17 protein-coding genes are annotated in these 18,268 nt (G+C 67.4%); 9 read left to right on the forward strand and 8 right to left on the reverse strand.

Annotated elements, in window-relative coordinates; all coding sequences use genetic code 11:
* Positions 1–390 precede the first annotated feature (390 nt).
* Both GV792_RS09010 and GV792_RS09015 read left to right on the forward strand, forming a co-directional pair.
* The gene (locus tag GV792_RS09010) at positions 391–1,050 is read left to right on the forward strand and encodes a hypothetical protein (protein ID WP_175584122.1); all 660 of its coding nucleotides are present in this window, start codon (positions 391–393) and stop codon (positions 1,048–1,050) included.
* Positions 1,047–1,826, forward strand: coding sequence for a site-2 protease family protein (locus GV792_RS09015; protein WP_163823566.1), 780 nt, complete (start codon positions 1,047–1,049; stop codon positions 1,824–1,826). The genes GV792_RS09010 and GV792_RS09015 overlap by 4 nt, the downstream gene beginning before the upstream one ends.
* A 313-nt stretch (positions 1,827–2,139) precedes the next feature.
* Here GV792_RS09015 and GV792_RS09020 read toward each other — a convergent pair whose 3' ends face one another.
* Together GV792_RS09020 and GV792_RS09025 are read right to left on the reverse strand one after the other, a co-directional pair.
* Entirely contained in the window at positions 2,140–3,243 is a 1,104-nt protein-coding gene (locus GV792_RS09020; protein WP_175583178.1) for an FUSC family protein, read from the reverse strand.
* 79 nt (positions 3,244–3,322) lie between these two features.
* Entirely contained in the window at positions 3,323–3,766 is a 444-nt protein-coding gene (locus GV792_RS09025; RefSeq protein ID WP_163823567.1) for a DUF3151 domain-containing protein, read from the reverse strand.
* Between the two features lie 191 nt (positions 3,767–3,957).
* On the opposite strand from GV792_RS09025, the gene GV792_RS09030 reads away from it, so the two are divergent.
* On the forward strand, positions 3,958–6,375 hold the full coding sequence (locus GV792_RS09030) for an Rv0361 family membrane protein (protein ID WP_163823568.1): 2,418 nt from the start codon (positions 3,958–3,960) through the stop codon (positions 6,373–6,375).
* Positions 6,376–6,473: 98 nt separating this feature from the next.
* The gene (locus GV792_RS09035; RefSeq protein WP_256673783.1) at positions 6,474–7,535 is read left to right on the forward strand and encodes a fused (3R)-hydroxyacyl-ACP dehydratase subunits HadA/HadB; all 1,062 of its coding nucleotides are present in this window, start codon (positions 6,474–6,476) and stop codon (positions 7,533–7,535) included.
* A gap of 9 nt (positions 7,536–7,544) precedes the next feature.
* Here GV792_RS09035 and GV792_RS09040 read toward each other — a convergent pair whose 3' ends face one another.
* The 3 genes from GV792_RS09040 to fbaA all read right to left on the reverse strand — a co-directional run bounded on the left by GV792_RS09040 (position 7,545) and on the right by fbaA (position 11,319).
* Positions 7,545–9,011, reverse strand: a complete 1,467-nt coding sequence (locus tag GV792_RS09040) for a DUF4185 domain-containing protein (protein ID WP_163823622.1) — start codon at positions 9,009–9,011, stop codon at positions 7,545–7,547.
* 126 nt (positions 9,012–9,137) lie between these two features.
* Entirely contained in the window at positions 9,138–10,256 is a 1,119-nt protein-coding gene (locus tag GV792_RS09045; protein WP_163823569.1) for a BTAD domain-containing putative transcriptional regulator, read from the reverse strand.
* A 28-nt stretch (positions 10,257–10,284) separates the two neighbouring features.
* On the reverse strand, positions 10,285–11,319 hold the full coding sequence (fbaA, locus tag GV792_RS09050; RefSeq protein ID WP_163823623.1) for a class II fructose-bisphosphate aldolase: 1,035 nt from the start codon (positions 11,317–11,319) through the stop codon (positions 10,285–10,287).
* 271 nt (positions 11,320–11,590) lie between these two features.
* On the opposite strand from fbaA, the gene GV792_RS09055 reads away from it, so the two are divergent.
* Both GV792_RS09055 and GV792_RS09060 read left to right on the forward strand, forming a co-directional pair.
* Positions 11,591–12,259, forward strand: coding sequence for a DedA family protein (locus GV792_RS09055; RefSeq protein WP_256668347.1), 669 nt, complete (start codon positions 11,591–11,593; stop codon positions 12,257–12,259).
* Positions 12,260–12,265: 6 nt separating this feature from the next.
* The gene (locus GV792_RS09060) at positions 12,266–12,952 is read left to right on the forward strand and encodes a DedA family protein (protein WP_163823570.1); all 687 of its coding nucleotides are present in this window, start codon (positions 12,266–12,268) and stop codon (positions 12,950–12,952) included.
* A gap of 97 nt (positions 12,953–13,049) precedes the next feature.
* Here the strand turns inward: GV792_RS09060 and GV792_RS09065 are convergent, their stop codons facing one another.
* Together GV792_RS09065 and GV792_RS09070 are read right to left on the reverse strand one after the other, a co-directional pair.
* A complete protein-coding gene (locus tag GV792_RS09065; RefSeq protein WP_163823571.1) occupies positions 13,050–13,721 on the reverse strand; it encodes a LuxR C-terminal-related transcriptional regulator in 672 nt (223 codons plus the stop codon).
* A complete protein-coding gene (locus tag GV792_RS09070) occupies positions 13,718–15,091 on the reverse strand; it encodes a sensor histidine kinase (RefSeq protein WP_256670463.1) in 1,374 nt (457 codons plus the stop codon). Before GV792_RS09070 ends, GV792_RS09065 begins: the two co-directional genes overlap by 4 nt.
* Before the next feature lie 107 nt (positions 15,092–15,198).
* Here GV792_RS09070 and GV792_RS30060 point away from each other — a divergent pair, with 107 nt between their 5' ends.
* From GV792_RS30060 to GV792_RS09085, 3 genes are all read left to right on the forward strand, one after another.
* Positions 15,199–15,636 carry a DUF4190 domain-containing protein gene (locus GV792_RS30060; RefSeq protein WP_306043977.1) on the forward strand — a complete coding sequence of 146 codons (438 nt, stop codon included), beginning with the start codon at positions 15,199–15,201 and terminating at the stop codon, positions 15,634–15,636.
* 52 nt (positions 15,637–15,688) lie between these two features.
* Positions 15,689–16,372: a TrmH family RNA methyltransferase gene (locus tag GV792_RS09080; protein WP_163823573.1), complete on the forward strand. Its 684-nt coding sequence runs from the start codon at positions 15,689–15,691 to the stop codon at positions 16,370–16,372.
* A 123-nt stretch (positions 16,373–16,495) separates the two neighbouring features.
* Entirely contained in the window at positions 16,496–17,584 is a 1,089-nt protein-coding gene (locus GV792_RS09085; RefSeq protein ID WP_163823626.1) for a glycoside hydrolase family 76 protein, read from the forward strand.
* A gap of 68 nt (positions 17,585–17,652) precedes the next feature.
* On the opposite strand, the gene GV792_RS09090 is transcribed toward GV792_RS09085, so the two are convergent.
* Entirely contained in the window at positions 17,653–18,195 is a 543-nt protein-coding gene (locus GV792_RS09090; protein WP_163823574.1) for a dihydrofolate reductase family protein, read from the reverse strand.
* Positions 18,196–18,268 lie beyond the last annotated feature (73 nt).

Genomic DNA, 18,268 nt, shown 5'->3' on the forward strand with positions numbered 1-18,268 from the left:
CGTCTGTGTTGCAGCTACCTGCCGTATTGAGGCGGTGGCCGGAAGCACAGTCTAGTCGACCCCTCCGCGGTCCGAGCCGAACGGTCATCCGGCCGCACCGAACCCACCCACCCCACCGGCCGCGCCGGCAATCTCCCAGCACTCGCGGCTTAGAAGCTGACCAGCAGGACGGCTCCCCTTGTCATTCGACTCCTTCAGCACATCAGCAACTAGAAACAACGGCCGGTAACACCCCATTTTTCGAGCGAAGCGAGACCGAGCATCCAGTTCGCGGTGCCGCAGGCAGCGCAAATTAGGCACAGCTATGCTGGCAGCGGACGTCGATCGTCCGAGTGAAGTGGGCTGGACGACCGACGGGAGTCGGCCGGATCGAGGAGGGTGTACGGCAGTTTGAGTACCCACGTTCTCCGTTGCGACGGCGCACCGGTACCGATTGCCCTCGCTTCCCAGCCGACCACCCACACCGACGCCATCCCCGATACCGGCGAGATCGATGAGCTGCTTCCGGTACTCGCCGCCGACAGCCTGCCCCGGTTGATCGTGCTCGGTGACGATGCCGCGCTGGCCGCGGTACTCACCCACCTGATGCGCACCGAACGACTGAACGTGGAGATCGGCTACGTTCCGGTCGACAAGACCTACGGCTCACGCGCCTACGAGACCGGCACCGGCAATGCCGCCGCGCGACGCGCGTTGGAGGGGCGCGCCACCGAGGTGCCACTGATCCGCGACGACACCGGAACAGTGTTGGTCGGGCGTGCCACGCTGATCGGCGCCGAGGGCGACAAGCTCGAGGGCGAGGCCTACGTCGACGACACCCAGTTGTTCTCCGGCAAGGTCGCGTCCATGATCGTCTCGCCGACACTGGACATGCCCGGCGTGCGCGCCACTGTCCAACGCGGAGTGCGTAAACGACGATGGGTCAGTGGACGTGCCGCTCAGCTCGGCACACCGGGCGCACGGGTCACCCGCGACGGCATCGACAGCGAGCGCATCGTGCCCCGATCCACCTTCTACCGTCATCACGAGCCCTGGCTGCTGGTCCGATGAGCTTTCCCGCCAAGGCCAGGCGCACCGGTGCGGTGCGGCCGAGCCCGATCTTCCTGCTCGTCGTGGTGATCGCGGTGGCGGGCGGTGCACTGGCCTGGGACGCCGATCTGGAGTCGGTGCGGGCCAAGGCCGGAGTCTTCCTGCTTGTGGTGTTCGGCTGGATAGTCAGCCTGTGCCTGCACGAGTTCGCGCATGCGTATGTGGCGTGGCGGGCCGGAGACCGTGAGGTCGAGTTGCGCGGGTATCTCACGCTGAATCCGTTGAAGTACAGCCATCCGCTGCTGTCGATCGTGTTACCGATCGTATTCATCGCACTGGGGGGTATCGGTCTGCCCGGCGGCGCGGTCTATGTGCATGCGCACAACTTCTCCACCCGGATCCAGCGGATCATCAGCGGAGCTGGTCCTGCGGTGAATGTGGTGGGCGCGGCACTGCTGCTGATCATCGTGCGGCTGTTCGGCAGCGCCGAGGAACATGCCGCGTTCTGGTTCGGGCTGAGCTTCCTGGCATTTCTTCAGGTGACGGCCGCGTTGCTGAATCTGCTGCCCATCCCTGGCCTGGACGGGTACGGGATCTTGGAGCCGTCGCTGAGCTACCAGACGCGGCGCGCGCTCGATCAGTTCAAGCCGTTCGGCATGCTGATCCTGTTCGCGCTGCTGTTCACCCCCGCGATCAACCAGGTGTTCTTCGATGCGGTGTACGCCCTGTACGACCTGTCGGGTGTGCCGTCGGAGTGGTCGCGCTGGGGCGGTTACCTCACCCGGTTCTGGACCTGACGGCAGAACTCAGGGCCGCCCGGTCGATGGACCGGACGACCCTGGTCTTCGCCCCGCAGCGCGGCCCCAGCCCGCCGGCCACCACACCAACATGGGCCGGCAGGCGTCGCGCTGTGCGGCGAAGTGTGTGACCGCACCACCCCTCGTCGGCTCGGTCGGTTTTCACGGTAGGGATCGGTGGGCAGCATCGCCTGAGTAGCGGACTACGCGAAGATCAGGGCCACGCCGCCGCACGGGGCGCTCAGGCACTCAGCAGGGCTCAGACAACCGCGGAGCGAGTCGAGTAGTCCTCACGGCAAGGCCGCAGTCGAAGTCAGTCCTCGGGCCGCACATACGGATTCGGCACCGTCGGCGGGAGCAGCGCGATTGCGGAGATGCGCTGCATACCGCAGACCTGCATCAGATCGACGACCGTCGAGCGCACCTGGGCGAAGACCACATGGGCCGAAAGACCGGCACCGGAAACGAGTTCGGGACGCGCACCCTTGGCCACCGAACGCAACACCCGTGCGGCCTCGGCCCGATCCGGCTGCTGGCCCGGGTCGGCGAGCATCATCCGGCGCACCACGTCGATCGCGCGACCCAGGCCCTCCACCTCGTCGATCAGGCGCGGATCGAGGATCTCGTCGTCACGGACCAGGGTCAGACCGCGCCGTAGCAGCACACGGGTATTACGGACGGCGTTGTCGAGCGGATCGGCGGTGGCGCGGATGCGTTCGAGACGGTTGCGCGAGTTCCAGTACAGCGGTGAGATCCGGCTGATCTCACGTCCGCCTTCGAGGGTTTTGCGCAGCGAATCCAGCTGCGCTTGGGTGGCGCGGACCGCGCTCAGCGCGTTGTGCACCTTGTCGGCGTCCTGCTCCAACAGGCCTTCGGCACCGTCGATCAGGGATTTACCCATCACACCGAGGATCTCCCCCGCCTGCTCTCGCGCCCGGCGCACCGGATGCAACGGGATCGCGGCGACGACGACCACGCCGACGAGGCCGCCGACCAGCGCATCGATCATCCGAGAGAACCCGCCACCCGCCGTGGGCGGCAACAGGGTCGCGACCAGCACGGCCGAACCGGCCGCCTGCATGGCGATGATGGTGCCGCCGTCGAGGAATACCGCCAGACTCATGGCAACGGCGACGACCAGCGCGATCTGCCAGATACCGGTTCCGGCCTGGGAGATGAACAGGTCACCGATGCCGATGCCGACCGCGACACCGACCACCAGCTCCACCGAACGACGCAGCCGCGCGCCGAAGGAGATACCGATCGACACGACGGCCGCCGTCGGCGCGAAGAACGGCAGAGCGTGACCGATGACGTTGTGCGCGATGAACCAAGCAAGGGCGGCGCCGACCGCGCACTGCAGGATGGGCAGCGCGGACAGGCGCAGCCGGGTCCAGGAACTGCGCAGCCGGTCCATGCCACCGGCCCGTGCGAGGGCGACGCGGGAGGTCGGGTCGATCAACTCGGGATCTGTTTCGTCGAGGGCCGGTGTCGGATCAGTCCAGACCGAGTTCCGCGGCGGCGCGCGGATCGCAGTCCTCGAGCAGATCGAGGCAGCGGGCATATTCGTCGGTTTCACCGATGGCGCGCGCGGCCTTGGCGAGCGCACCAACACTGCGCAGGAAGCCCTGGTTGGGTTCATGGCTCCACGGCACCGGGCCGAAACCCTTCCAGCCGTTGCGGCGCAGCAGGTCGAGACCGCGGTGGTAGCCGGTGCGGGCGAAGGCGTAGGCGGCCACGACATCGTGGTTGACGGTCTCCCCGGCCGCTTCCGCACGCTCGAGCGCGGCTTCGGCCAGATGCGCCCAGGCGATCGAGGCGGCCGGATGATCGGCCGCAACCTGCACCGGATCGGCCTTGGCGAGGAGCGCGTCCTCGGCATCGGGGATTTCCGGCAGCAGTACCGGTTGCGGGCCGAGCAGATCACCGAACGAGGTCATGCGCTTCATTGTGCACGCCGGACCGGCGGCCGGCAGCGGCACCACCGTGTGGCAGCGAGCAAGCGGAGCGAGCTGCCCGCACGCGATGGTGGTAACGCGGGGATTTCGGACGCGACATGACATACCGACGGACACCGCGCCCATTAGGCTGGCCGTCGAGTTCACAATGTTCCGCTGAGCGAGGGGTAGTGGTGTCCGACCCGAACGACGACAAGAATCCGGTGCGCAAACCCGCCGACGCCCGCAAGACGGACGGACCGGCCGCACCGCCCACCTCTGCCGCCGACGGGACAAGCCCCACCTCGCCGACCGCATCCGGCGCCGACGCCGACGCCCCGACCAAGGCGTTCACCCGGATCTCCGCCGCTGATCCGGCAGACCGCGCCGCATCGACCGACGCCGACCCGGGTGCCGGCACCGGCGACTCGACGACGCAGGCCGCCGACGAGCCCGCCCCAACCGACGAGTCCGGCGACCCCGATGCGGAAACGGCCGAGATCTCCCGGGACCGGGTCGCGGAACGCGCCGCACAGCCGTCCCCCAGCGCCGACGCCAAGGGCGCAGCCCCCCTCGGAACCAGCTCCCCCGCGGCCGACCCGGCCGGGTCCGGCAGCGACGAATCCGACACCGCAGACTCGACCACGGGCCCCACTGCAACGTCACCTTCCGAGGCCGAAGCGAATTCACCGGCGCCACAGTCCGATCCGCGGGAAACCGCCGACTCCGACGCCAGGACCGAGGCGATCCCAGCTCCGAGCAAGTCCACGAAGCCTTCCCCTGCGAAGGCCCCGGCTGCTGCTGCAGGCGCCGCCGACACGGATAGAGCCGAGCAGCAGGCCGCGGAACGCAGTACATCCAGCACGGCCGATCCGTCAGCCGATGCACCCGCGCGAGCAACCGGGACCGCCGATCAGGCGACTGCCGAGCCCGGCGGCGAACAGCCGCATGAGGGCAACGCCGACGCGGCGACGGTCGCCATGCGGCGCGTCGATCCCGCAGGCAAAGCCGGGTCCGGTGGGCCAGGCACGAAGGCTGCGGCCGAGTCGAACACCACCGCGAGCGCCGCGGCTACGGGCGCAGCAGCAGCGAAGGCTGCGGGAGCAGGCGATAAAGCTCCGACGCAGCCAGACGACGCGCAGCCCACAGGTGTATCCGATGCCGACGAACCTGCGGCCGCGTCGAAGGGCGGTTCCGCCGCGGGTTCGAGCCGCGCCACGAGCTCCGTGGCTGCGGGTGCCGCTGGTGCGGGTGCGGCTGGTGCGGCAGCAGCCAAGACGGCGGGAGCGGGCGACAAGGTTGCCGGGAAGCCGGGCGACGCCACGGGAACGGGCAACGCTCGAGTCGGCGAGGCACACGGTGCGGATGATGCGCACAATGCCGACGAATCCGCAGCGGCGGACGGGAAGTCCACCGACGGCGATAAGCCAGTAACCGCAGATGGCGCACCCACCGCGTCCCACGATGGCGCCGAGGCGACCGAGGGCAGCGCTCCCGCAGACCCCGGGGGCGACGCGAAGACGGTGAAGATGCGGGCCGTGCCGAATCCGGCCGATGCCCAGACGGTCGCCATTCCGGTGCAGCGGCCCGGCGGGACCGATCGGGTGTCCGGTGGGGGCGCGCGGCAGCCGCTCAGCAAGCCGCCGAGCACTCCGCGGCCTGCCGCAGGGCCTAAGCAGGCAGGCACGCATGGGCCGTCGGGGCCCGAGCACGGCGCCACACCGCCGCAGAGCAAGTCGCAGCGGCCGCAACCCGGCGGGCCCCAGCAAGGCGGCCCGCAGCACGGTCCCCAGAAGGGCGGGCCCCAGCAAGGCGGCATCCCTCAGCGGGGCCGGTCCGAGCAGGGTGGTAACCAGCCCGGCGCATCCGAACAAGGCGGCCCCCAGCAGCGCGGACCGCAGTCGGGCGGGCCCCAGCAGCGCGGCCCTCAACCGCACGGCGGTACCCAACAGCCGGGTTCGGCCCCTTCGCAGCAGGGCGACGCGCAGCAGCCCGGCCTCGACAATGGCCACGCACCTCGCCCCGGCAGCGCCCCTTCACCTGCGGATATGCAACCGACGACACCCGCGCAATCGCTGGCAGGCTCCCATCCCCCGCAGCCGCGAGCGGTGGCTCAGCCGCAGCGCGTGCAGCCTGCACCGGCGGCCGAGCCGCAGCCGCAGACAGCCGGCGGCCGGTCGAATCGGTGGCTGCTCACCGTGGGTGCAGCGGTGGTGCTGATCGTCGGGCTCATCGCGGTGGTGCTGGTCGCGGTGGTGGGTTCGGGCGATGATTCCCCCGAGGCGCAGATCCGCAATGCCATCGGCAGCTACACCGGGGCACTGGAGGACGGCGATCTGGAGACGCTGAGGTCCAGCACCTGCGGTTCGTTGCACGAGTTCTACCAGGGCATTCCCGATGATCAGTTCGCCGGTGTGCACCAGCAGTCGGTGGACCAGGGTGACATTCCGGTGATCGAGAACATCCAGGCGATCCGGATCACCGACAACACCGCCATCGCCCAGGCGACCGTCTATACGACGTCGGATCCGGCGCGTTCGGCCCGGACCTTCGATCTGCAGCACACCCCGGACGGCTGGAAGGTCTGTGACCCACCGGACAGCATGCCGTAACGATGCGGCACCGATGAGGCAGCGGCCGGTATCGAAGGTCACAGTTGCCCCTTCCTAGCTGGTCGCTGGTCCGAATCGCCAGTAGCATGGCCCGGATCATGGGCAGGGAACAATCGATGGCGCGGCCGGACGACAAGGTGGTGCGGACGGCAACGCTCGCGGGACGGCGGTTCCGAATTCGGGATCACTACGAGGTGGGCCGAGAGAAGATCCGCGAGTTCGCGCGAGCGGTGCAGAACGATCACGGTGCACATCAGAACGAGGTCGACGCACGCAAGCTGGGCTATGACGGTGTCGTTGCCCCGCCGACCTTCGCTTCGGTGATCGGTATGTCCGCGACCAACGTCCTGCTGGACTCGGTGCTCACCGATTACGACCTGTCCCAGATCTTGCAGACCGATCAGGTGTTCCAGGTGTATCGGCCGATGGTGGCCGGTGACCGGATCACCACCGAGGTCGAGGTCGAGTCGATCCGCCAGTTCAACGACAACGACTTCATCCACGTGAAGTTCCTGTTGACGAATCAGAACGACGAGATCGCCCAGGTCGGCACGACCACCATTGTCGCGCGGCGCGGTGTGGAGGTGGCCCCCGATATCGTCGAGGCGGTCGAGAACATCATCATGCAGGGCCGCGGCGATGCCGAACACGCCGCGCTCGGTGACCTGGACGCACTCGTCGAACTGGACGTCGACACGGTCGAGACTGCGCCGACACCGGTACCGGCTCCCGTGCACACCGCCCGCGAGTTCGACAAGTTGTCGGTCGGTGACGAGATCGCGCTTGGCACGGTCTCGTTGACCCGCGGTGATCTGGCGAACTACGCGGGCGTTTCCGGCGACTCGAACCCCATCCATTTCAGCGAGCACGCCGCCAAGCTGGCAGGCCTGCCGACGACGGTGGCACACGGCCTGCTCACGATGGGCCTGGCAGGCGGCAAGCTGACCTCCTGGCTGGGTGATCCCACCGCGATCGAATCGTTGAGCGTGCGGTTCGCCGGTTTCGTTCCGGTCGCGGCCGATGCCCGCAGCGTCGTCGAGTTCTCCGGCAAGATCAAGAAACTCGACCCCGAACGGCGCACCGCGACCATTGTGCTGTCCGGGAAATCCCAGGGCCGCAAGCTGTTCGGGCGGGCGCTCGCCGAGGTCCGGCTCGGCTGAGCCGCTGGGTCATTCCAGCGTCGCGTGCATCAAGTAGACGTTGTAGTCGCTCCACGTGGTGATGTTGAAGTACAGGTCCGATCCCGATGACCACGGGTGGATGAATCCTCCGTACAGCTCCGGGTAGTCACGCACGGTCACCGTCGGGGTTCCCTCCGACCAGACCCCCTGCGGCGAGTTCGCCTCGCGCACAACGATCGCGGCCTTGGCCGTGTCCAGATAGCTCATCTGCCAGACCTCACGCTCGGCGTCGTAGCGCACCGAGAGTTCACCGGCGGGGCCGTTGAGCACCGGAGTCGCCGAGGCGGCCCCACCGACCGGCGTCCAGGAACCATCGCGCCAGTACTGATAGGCGGTGGTGTTGAGGACCTGATCCTTTGGCACCCGCGCCAACCCGACGGCACCGAGGCGGGTATTCGGCGTGCCGAACACATATACGTGCTCGCCGTGCGGAACCATCGCGCTCACTTGGAAATTCGCCAGTCCGAAGATGTTCTCCCAGCGGGCGTGCGGATCCTTGGTCCAGGTCTGGCCGTGATCGTCGGAGTAGGCGATGCCGCCGTAGTTGGTGAAGAACGTGCCGGGCAGGCTGTTCCAGGTGCGAATCGACATGTAGCTCATGTACTGCCGGTCACCGAGCGCGAAACCCGAGGTGGGAATGGTGGTGACTTCGACGTTGTCGAGTTTGCGGCTGGAGAGCACTTCGGCGGCGTGGCAGCGGCTGTCGGTGACCATCCGGTCGTAGGTCATGCCGTCGCCCAGTTGTCGGTCGGTGCTGAAGGCGAGCACATTGCTGCGCCAGTCACCGCCCATACCGCCCGGTGGGTGAAAGCCGCGGCCGACGGTATCGCCGAAGGCGGTAGCGATTTCGCCGGGCGCCGATTCCCACATGATGCCCAGATCTGTGCCCTGCACCTGCCAACGCTTATCGGTGCGATTGACCGAACTCGCGCCGGTCTGTTTGGCCACCTCGCGGACCGCGCCGACCCTCGGTGTGGACGGAGCCGGTGTCTGTGCGGCGGCCTCGACCACCGGTTCCACCGCCAGCGGTGGCGGCGGCCCCGGTCCCGGATCGGGTCCGGGGCCGCGGATGGCGAAATGGAACGGCTTGGGGCTCAACAGGATTTCCGGTATCCCGAGCTGATTCGCCAGGCTCGGCGGTTCTGCGGCCTCATCGGTCAGATCGGGGCACGGGTCGGTGCACGGATTCGACGGCAGCTCCATCTCGACGCGCGTCGGCTCCGGGTCCGGCCGCTGCGGCGGCAACACGGTGATCACCGGGTACGGAATCGGCACCTCGAGCGTCTCCGGGACCAGCGGTTCATGCGTGGGCGCCGGATCGGTGCGGCACGGACCGCTGCCGGGCTCACCCACCGCGACCTGTGGATCCGCGCCGACTGTCACCGGTTCCGCACAGACCACCGCACCCGCGCCGAAGACCACCGCGCCGAGCGCGGCCATCACCCGCCTCGCCATCGTCATCCCCTCGATCCATGGCTATCCGTGGAAGTTCCGCACCAGCGTGTGACCCTACCGGCCCGGCACGTCTCGGACCGGACGAACTCGCGCGGCATCGCCTGCGAACCCGGCGAACCGTGAGGACTACCTGGCCGCCTGGAACACCAGCACGGTCCCGCCGATCCGAATGGCATCACCATCGGCCAGCAGCGCGCCGGTCTCGATCGCCTGCTCGTTGACGAACACACCGTTGGCCGAATGTAGATCCTTGACCAGCAGCCCGGCGCGGCTCGGCATGATCTGTGCGTGATAGCGGCTGGCCTTGGGATCGTCGATCACCAGGTCGTTGTCGGTCATCCGGCCGATGCGCAACCCCGCCTGCGTGACGAGCACCGCGCGCCCGTCCGGCATCAGAATCTGTCCGCTGCGGACCGCGCTCGGCACCTCGGTGACGGTCTCGGTCATCGCGGCGGCCATGCGTTCTGCCCGTTTGAATTCGATGGTATTCAACGGTTCCTGGCGCAGCACCCGCTGCTCCAGCTCGATCAGAGCCGCCCCCGGGTCGATGCCGAGTTCGTCGGCGAGCACCGTGCGCACCCGGCGGCACGCGTCCAGCGCATCCGCCTGTCGGCCGGACAGATACAGCGCGGTGATCAGCTGGCCCCACAGCGGTTCCCGCAGCGGATGTTCGGTTGTCATTGACACCAGCTCGCCGATGACCGAAGACGCACGCCCGCATGCGATCTCGGCATCGATCCGGGCCGAGGCGGCGAGCAGACGCTCTTCATCCATTGCGGTGGCGAAACCGTCCGCGAACTGCAGCCCGGCCAAGCAGGCGAGCGCCCTGCCGTCCCATTCGCGCAAAGCGGTACCGAACAGATGGGCGGCCGTGGCGTGGTCGCCCACGTCCGCCGCGCGGGACGCCGCATCTCGCGCGGCTTCGAAGCGCCCGAGATCGCAGGCTTCCTCGGCGATCTCGAGCCGATAGCCGGAAGACTCGGTGCGCAACACGACCGCAGGGTCGATCCCTGAGTTACGCAGCGCCTTACGGATATTCGAGACGAATACCTGCAGGCTCGCGGCGTAGGAGTCGGGTGGATCCTCGTTCCACACCATGTCGGCCAGCGCGACCGACGACACCGCGCGCCGCCGATTCACCGCCAACGCAGCAAGCAACGCCCGCGGCTTGGGCCCGCCGACCGCCACCGGCTCACCGCCGACGAGCAGCCGCACGGGCCCGAGCAGGCGCACCTCGAGACTCATGTGCTGTTGCCCCCGCCAGGGTTGTGGGTCAGGCGCTGATCGACCGTCCCGCGGACTTCAGATCATTGCACGCCTCGACGACACGCGCCGCCATGGAGGCTTCGGCCTTCTTCAGGTAGCTGCGCGGGTCGTAGGTCTTCTTGTTACCGACCTCGCCGTCGATCTTGAGCACACCGTCGTAGTTGGAGAACATGTGCGCAGCGACCGGGCGGGTGAAGGCGTACTGGGTGTCGGTATCCACATTCATCTTCACCACACCGAAGCGCAGCGAATCGTCGATCTCGGACTTCAGCGAGCCCGAACCGCCGTGGAAGACGAAGTCGAACGGCTGCGCGTCGGCGGCAAGGCCGAGCTTGGCCGCGGCCACCCGCTGGCCCTCGGCGAGGACCTCGGGACGCAGCACCACGTTGCCCGGCTTGTACACACCGTGCACATTGCCGAAGGTGGCGGCGAGCAGGTACTTGCCGTTCTCGCCCGCACCCAGTGCGTCGATGGTCTTCTCGAAGTCTTCCGGCGAGGTGTAGAGCTTCTCGTCGATGGCGGCCTCGACACCGTCTTCTTCACCGCCGACGACGCCGATCTCGACCTCGAGGATGATGTTGGCCGCCTTGGTGGCCTTCAGCAGGTCCTTGGCGATCTCGAGGTTCTCGTCGATCGGGATGGCCGAGCCGTCCCACATATGCGACTGGAACAGCGGGTTGCGGCCCGCGTTCACCCGCTCCTGGGAGATCGCGATCAGCGGGCGGACGAAACCGTCCAGCTTGTCCTTGGGGCAGTGGTCGGTGTGCAGCGCGATGGTGATGTCGTACTTGGCCGCCACCACGTGCGCGAACTCGGCCAGCGCGACGGCGCCGGTCACCATGTCCTTCACACCCTGGCCGGAACCGAACTCCGCGCCGCCGGTGGAGAACTGGATGATGCCGTCGCTGCCCGCGTCGGCGAAACCCTTGATCGCCGCGTTGACGGTCTCTGACGAGGTGCAGTTGATGGCGGGGAAGGCAAAGGAGTTCGCTTTGGCCCGACCGAGCATCTCGGCGTAGACCTCCGGAGTCGCGATGGGCACTGTGAAGACCTCCGTGTTGTGCGGCAAAAGACAATTTTGTCTGCCCCACCCTAAGCCAGCAGGCTTTCGGCCGATATCAGGGGATCGATGCGCACTGCTTGTGATGGATTACACAAGCTCGCCGACGCTCGCTGCGGTTATGCGCCGCCGCCTCGCCCGGGCCTTGACCGGGGCTGGTGGGAGATGACCCGGTACTGTGGGCCGGGTGATTGCGCTCGCAGCCTCCGACGCGGTGACAAGCAACCTTGCTCTGACTCAGTTGCTTGATCCGATGTACCTGCTCACCGAGACATGGCTGCAGCACGCCGTCCTCCCTGCCATCCTGGTCATCGTCTTCATCGAGACCGGTCTGCTGTTCCCGCTCCTGCCGGGCGACTCGCTGCTGTTCACCGGTGGCCTGCTGGCCGCACAGGAGAACCCGCCGGCGGGCTTGTCGATCTGGGTGCTTGTGCCCGCCGTCACGCTCGTCGCGTTCGCTGGCGACCAATGTGCGTATTGGATCGGCAGGAAGATCGGGCCCGCGCTCTTCCAGAAGGAAGACAGCCGCTTCTTCAAGAAGCACTACATCACCGAGACGCACGCCTTCTTCGAGAAGCACGGCCCGAAGACGATCATCCTGGCCAGGTTCGTGCCGATCGTGCGTACCTTCATGCCGGTGCTGGCGGGCGTGTCCACGATGGACTACCGCAAGTTCGTCTCCTTCGACATCGTCGGCGCGATCCTGTGGGGCGGCGGCGTCACGATCCTCGGCTACTTCCTCGGCAACGTCGCCTTCATCCGCGACCACGTCGAGGCGATCTTCCTGCTCATCGTGTTCGTGTCGATCCTGCCCGGGATCATGGCCATCGCGAAGAAGCTGCTCGGCCGCGGAGCGCCCGCGGAGACCGCCCCTGCCCGTGATGTCGAGCTGACCGCCTCGACGAACGAGACCACGCGCTGATCGCCCGTGACGCCGGCGTCCTCCACCCTCGCACTTGGCAGTTTCGAACCGCTGATCTCGGCGGGACCCGCACTCGTCTGGACGGTCGTGCTGACGTTCGTCTTCCTGGAGTGCGCCTTCATCATCGGCCTGTTCCTGCCCGGCGACTCGATGCTGATCACCGCCGGTGTGGTGATGGCCTCGCACGCCACCGGTGAAGCGCAGGTCTGGGCTCTGTCGCTCGGCACGATGCTCGCGGCCATCGCGGGCAACCAGGTCGGCTATGTCGTCGGCAGTCGCACCGGCCACCATCTGGTCGCCCGCAAGAACGGCCGCTACATCAACACCCGCAACCTCGCGCGCGTCACAGAGATGCTGCACCGGCACGGTTTCGTCGCGGTGCTCGTCGCCCGCTGGATCCCGTGGGTGCGCACCCTGTGCCCGATGGTCGCGGGCGCGGCAGGCATGGATCACCGCAAATACACCATCGCCAGCACCATCGGCGCCATCCTGTGGGCCCCGGTACTGCTGCTCATCGGCTACTACGCGGGCGGTTTCATCCAGCGGGTGCCGTGGCTGATGCCGGCCGTGGTCGTGGTGCTGGTTGTCGGCCTGATCATCGGCACGATCCTCGGCATCCGGCAGTACCGCCAGGAAATGGCGCAGCCGGCCGAGGACTTCGACTTGGACGCGGCGGCGGTTACCGAGCACTGAGGCGCACAGCAGAGTCGGCTTGCCGACGGGTGGTCGGCAAGCCTCGGTTCGCCGGGAACCGTCTGAGCGGGCCAGGACGGGCCAGTAGGGCGATGCCTCAACCCCGCAACCGCAATACCGCCATCACCCTGCGGTGATGAGTGTCCGACGGTGGCAGATCGAGCTTGGTGAAAATGTTGCCGATGTGCTTTTCCACCGCCCGCTCTGTGACAGTCATCGAGCGGGCGATAGCGCCGTTGGTGAGCCCCTGGGCCATGAGTTCGAGGACTTCACGCTCGCGTGGCGTCAACCGGTCGAGGGCTTGTTGCTGGCGGGAGGCGCCCATCAATTGGCTCACCACCTCGGGGTCGAGGGCGGTGCCGCCGGTGGCGACCCGGTCCAGGGCTTCCATGAACTCGCGAACATCGGCGACCCGATCCTTGAGCAGGTAGCCGACGCCGTTCGCGCCACTGGCGAGCAGTTCCGTGGCATAGCGGGTTTCCACCCATTGTGAGAAGACGAGCACGCCGGTGAGCGGGAATTTCCGGCGCAGTTCGATGGCGGCAAGCAGGCCCTCATCGGTGTACGACGGCGGCATCCGCACATCGACCACCGCCACGTCGGGCGCGTGCTCGGCGACAACCTCGGACAGGTTGGTGGCGTCCCCGACCATCGCCACCACCCGGTGCCCGCGTTCGGTGAGCAGCCCGGCCAGGCCGTCGCGGAGGATGGCGCTGTCCTCCGCGATCACCACGCGTAGCGAATCCGGTTGGCCGGCACCGTTGTTCATCGCGGCCCCGCTGTCGGGAGGGTGATGGTGACAACGGTTGGCCCGCCGACCGGACTGTCAACGGTGAGGCTGCCGTCCACGCTCGCTGCTCGCGCCGCCAGCCCGGCCAGCCCACTGCCGGCCACCGGTTCACCCGCCATCGGTTGCAGGACTCCACCACTGCCGTTGTCGCGTACCGAAACCACCAGGCAATCCTGACCGGAGGGCAGCACCGACACCCACGCATGGCTCGCACCCGCGTGCTTCACCACATTCGTCAGCAGTTCGGCGACGGAGAAGTAGGCGATCGCCTCGATGGCAGGATTCGGCCGCGCGGGCAGATGCACCCGCAGCTCCACCGGAACCGAGCAACGAGCGGCCAGTGTCTCCAGGGCCGGCTCCAGGCCCAATTCCAGTGCAGGCGGGTGGATTCCACGGACCAGCTCGCGCAGTTCGGCCAGCGCCTCTTTCGTGCCGGCATGGGCGTCGGCGATCAGGTCACGGGCGTCACCGCCGTTTTCCAGGCGCTCCTCGGCCCGCCCGAGCGCCATCGCGATGGTGACAAGTCGCGCCTGGGTGCCGTCGTGCAGATCGCGTTCCAGCCTGCGCAGGGTGGCGGCGGAATCCTCGACCGCGACGCGCCTGCTCTCCTGGAGGTCGGCCATGCGCCGGTCGCGCGCGGTCGGTGCCAGCAGCCAGATCGCCAGCTGGCGATGCACCAGGCACACCACGCGGAACAGCCACGGCAGTGCGAAACAGCCGATGACGCCGAGCGCTGCGAAGCCGAGCACCCGGGGCCAGGTATCGATGTAGAAGTCGCCGAACTGGGCGAGTGAATGCCGCTCGACTCCGTTCTCATCGATATTGGTCGGGTTCAGCAAGTACCACGGGAGCGGCGAGATCGCCGTGAACCCGATCATCGCGGTCGCGATCAGCACGAAGTACCCGCCGACCATGCCGACGATGCCCTGCACCACAACAAAAGCCAGTGCCCGCCAGCTCGGCAGATCGGTGAACGCGGACTTCAGGAAGCCGAAGAGCCCGGAGTGCGGTGCGAACGGCGGTGGCGCGTCCAGGGGGGTGCCGAGCAGATCGCGCACCAGCGCTCGATACACATGCCCCCACAGGCGCCCACCGAGGATCACCAGAGCCAGGATGGGGATACCGATGATGGTCAGCGCCACCAGCACACCACCTCCGCCGGCCAGGTAGATGTAGCCGACGCCGAGCGTGCCGAGGATGAACGAAACGATCAGGTAGCCGAGCTCTTTCCACGTCCTCGAGGTGAAGGGTGCGCGCAGGATGGTCCGCAGCACCTGCGGGCCCTTCGGCTCGGGTTTTCTGGCCGGTTTGTCGAGTACCAACGTCGGAGTGACGGAAGAATCGGTCATGAGCTCCATGTTCGTCGTGGCGGGTGGCCCGATCGAGGGCGCTGACCACCGGGTCGATGGTGTAGCTCGCCCCACCATGGTGCCCGCCCACCGTTAACATCACCGGCATGACATACCCACCGCAGCAGCCGCCCGGCTCCGATCCATACAAGTCCCACGGCTCGGACCCCTACGCTGCGCAGCCATACGGCGCGCAACCCTATGGCGCGGCACCAGGTTATGGTGCGGCGCCCGGTTACGGCGCGCCCGGTTACCCACAGCCCTACGGATACGGTCCGCCGCAGGATCATCCCCAGGCCACCACGATCCTGATCCTCGGCATCCTCAGCCTGGTCATGTGTGGCATTCTCGGGCCGTTCGCGTGGACGATGGGTAAGAAGGCGCTGGCTGAAATCGACGCTTCCGGGGGGATGATCGGGGGTCGGGGGAACGTCAAGGCGGGCTACATCTGCGGGATGATCTCGTCGATTCTGCTGATCGTCTCGATCGTCTTCTTCATCCTGTACATCATCATCGTCGTCATCGCCATCGGCGCCTCCGCGTAGTTCGCGCCTGCCGACCTCCGGCGACGTCACCTCGGGAATTAGCATCGTCGGCGTGAACGACCTCGCGCCGGACGTGCCGGAACAGCTACCCGGACCCACCGAATGGGGCGAGCATCCGCACGGTGTCGGCCCATGGGCAGACGAATTCGGCGGGCAGCCACCGGACGATCCACGACTCGATCCGGTGCTGCTCGCCGAGGGCGATCGCCGCAACGTGGTCGACGCCTATCGGTATTGGACTCGCGAAGCGATCGTCGCCGATATCGATCGGCGCAGGCATCCCTTCCACGTCGCGATCGAGAACTTCGGACACGACGCGAATATCGGCACCGTTGTCCGCACTGCCAACGCGTTCGCGGCCGCGGCGGTGCACATCATCGGTAGACGGCGCTGGAATCGTCGCGGCGCCATGGTCACCGACCGCTATCAGCACATCGAGCACCACACCGATATCGCCGCCCTGATGGAGTTCGCCCGCCGGGAGGAACTGACCGTCGTCGCGGTCGACAATGTCCCCGGTTCGGTGCCGTTGGAAACCGCTCGACTCCCGCGCCGCTGCCTGCTGCTGTTCGGCCAGGAGGGCCCCGGCGTCACCGAACATGCTCGCGAAGCCGCGACGCTGACGGTGTCCATTGCTCAGTTCGGCTCCACCCGCAGCATCAATGCCGGTGTGGCCGCAGGCATCGCCATGCACGCCTGGATAGGTCAACATGCCGATCTGACCACAGCCTGGTAACAATTAGACGGCGAAACCCGGTCCCGACCTGGCACCATTGGAGCTATGACCACGCGGAGGGACGCCCGGCGTCAGGGGGAATTCAATGAGCCGACGCCCACGCTGTGGTCCGAACGCGCCGATATGGCCGAATCGGCCATCATCTCCCGGCATCTGCGTCCGCTGTGGGGACTGCCCGGCACCACACTCGGCGTGGTCGGCTGGCCGGCCACCAGACGTGAGCGCCTGTTCATGTCCTGGCATTACTGGTGGCAGGCGCATCTGATCGACTGTGCGGTCGACGCGGCCACCCGGGTGCCGACTCCGGCCCGCCGCAAACGGATCAGCGCCCTCGCCCGCTCGCATCGCCTGCGCAACATCACCGGCTGGACCAACCGCTACTACGACGATATGGCTTGGCTGGCCATCGCTGTGGAGCGCGCGCACCGGACCCAGGACACCGAGGAGGCACCTGGAGCGCTGCTCGCGCTGGGGAAGGAACTCTACGAATCCTGGGACCCCGATACCGGTGGCGGCATTCCCTGGCGGGTGGGCGCCGACTATTTCAATGCGCCCGCGAACGGTCCGGCGGCGATCGCGTTGCTGCGGCTCGGCCGCCATGAACGCGCAGCCGAGATGGCCGACTGGCTCGACGCCACACTGCGCGACCCGGAGACCGGGCTGATCCTGGACGGCATCCATCTGCCCTCCGGTGAGATCGAACGCCCGGTGTTCACCTACTGCCAGGGTGTCGTGCTCGGCCTGGAGACCGAACTCGCGGTCCACACCGGAGAGGCGAAACACCTCGAGCGAGTGCATCGCCTGCTGGCCGCGGTCGAGGACCGGATGACAACGCGCGGCGTCGTCCAAGGTGGCGGTGGCGGAGACGGTGGCCTGTTCAACGGCATATTGATCCGCTACCTCGCAGTGGTGGCCTTGATGCTTCCCGGCGATGACGCAGAGCAGGAAGCCGACCGGCGCTGCGCCGCCTCGATCGTGCTGTCGTCGGCGAAGGCGGCGTGGACGAACCGCCTCGAGGTGGAGGGCGAACCGCTGTTCGGCCACGACTGGAGCAAACAGGCACAGCTTCCAGGCGGAAGTTCCGGCGCCGGGCACTTCACTTCCGGCGGTTCGGTGACGTCATCGAAGGTGCCCGAACGCGATCTGTCGGTGCAATTGTCGGGGTGGATGCTGATGGAGGCGGCGCATTTGGTGAGCGCGGCGGGGATGTGAACGACCCGCCGGGCGGGCTTGACGTTGATACGCACCGCCTCGGCTCAGTTGGGCCTTTCCAAGCCCGCTCAGGTCAGTCGATAGGTGAGCTTGGCGAACTGGCCCATCTGCTCGACACCGACCAACCGCATCCGGTCCGAGAGGATCCGGCGCGGCAGCAGCGGCGCACCGCCACCGAGCGTCACCGGGGTGATGCCGACGATCACTTCGTCGAGCAGGCCCGCGTCGGCGAATTGCCCGGCCAGTTCTCCGCCGCCGACCACCCAGATGTCGCGATCGCCCGCCGCCGCGGCCATCTGCTCGTGCACCGCGCCCACATCGCCTGCGGCGAAGTGGAGGTTCGCTCCGGGGATCGCGGGCAGGTCGCGATGGGTGAACACCCAGCAGGGGCGGTCACCGTAGTTCTCCGGCCAGTACTCCTGTGGGTTGTTGGCGGCCATCCATTCGTAGGTCGTTGCGCCCATACACATGGCTCCGACGCCGAGCAGGAACTCGTCCACATCGCTGGTCGCGGTATCGGCGTCGGCCACGGCCATCAGCCAATCCAAGGAGTTGTCCGGGTCGGCGATGTAGCCGTCGAGGCTGGTCGCGGTGTAGTAGAGGGTCGTCATGGACGTCGATCCTGGCACCGAAACCTGACATCTTCGGTCAGGTTTATCTCCATCTCGATGTGGCGGTGCCGAA

Source organism: Nocardia cyriacigeorgica (genome assembly GCF_010868145.1).
Lineage (GTDB): Bacteria > Actinomycetota > Actinomycetes > Mycobacteriales > Mycobacteriaceae > Nocardia > Nocardia cyriacigeorgica_D.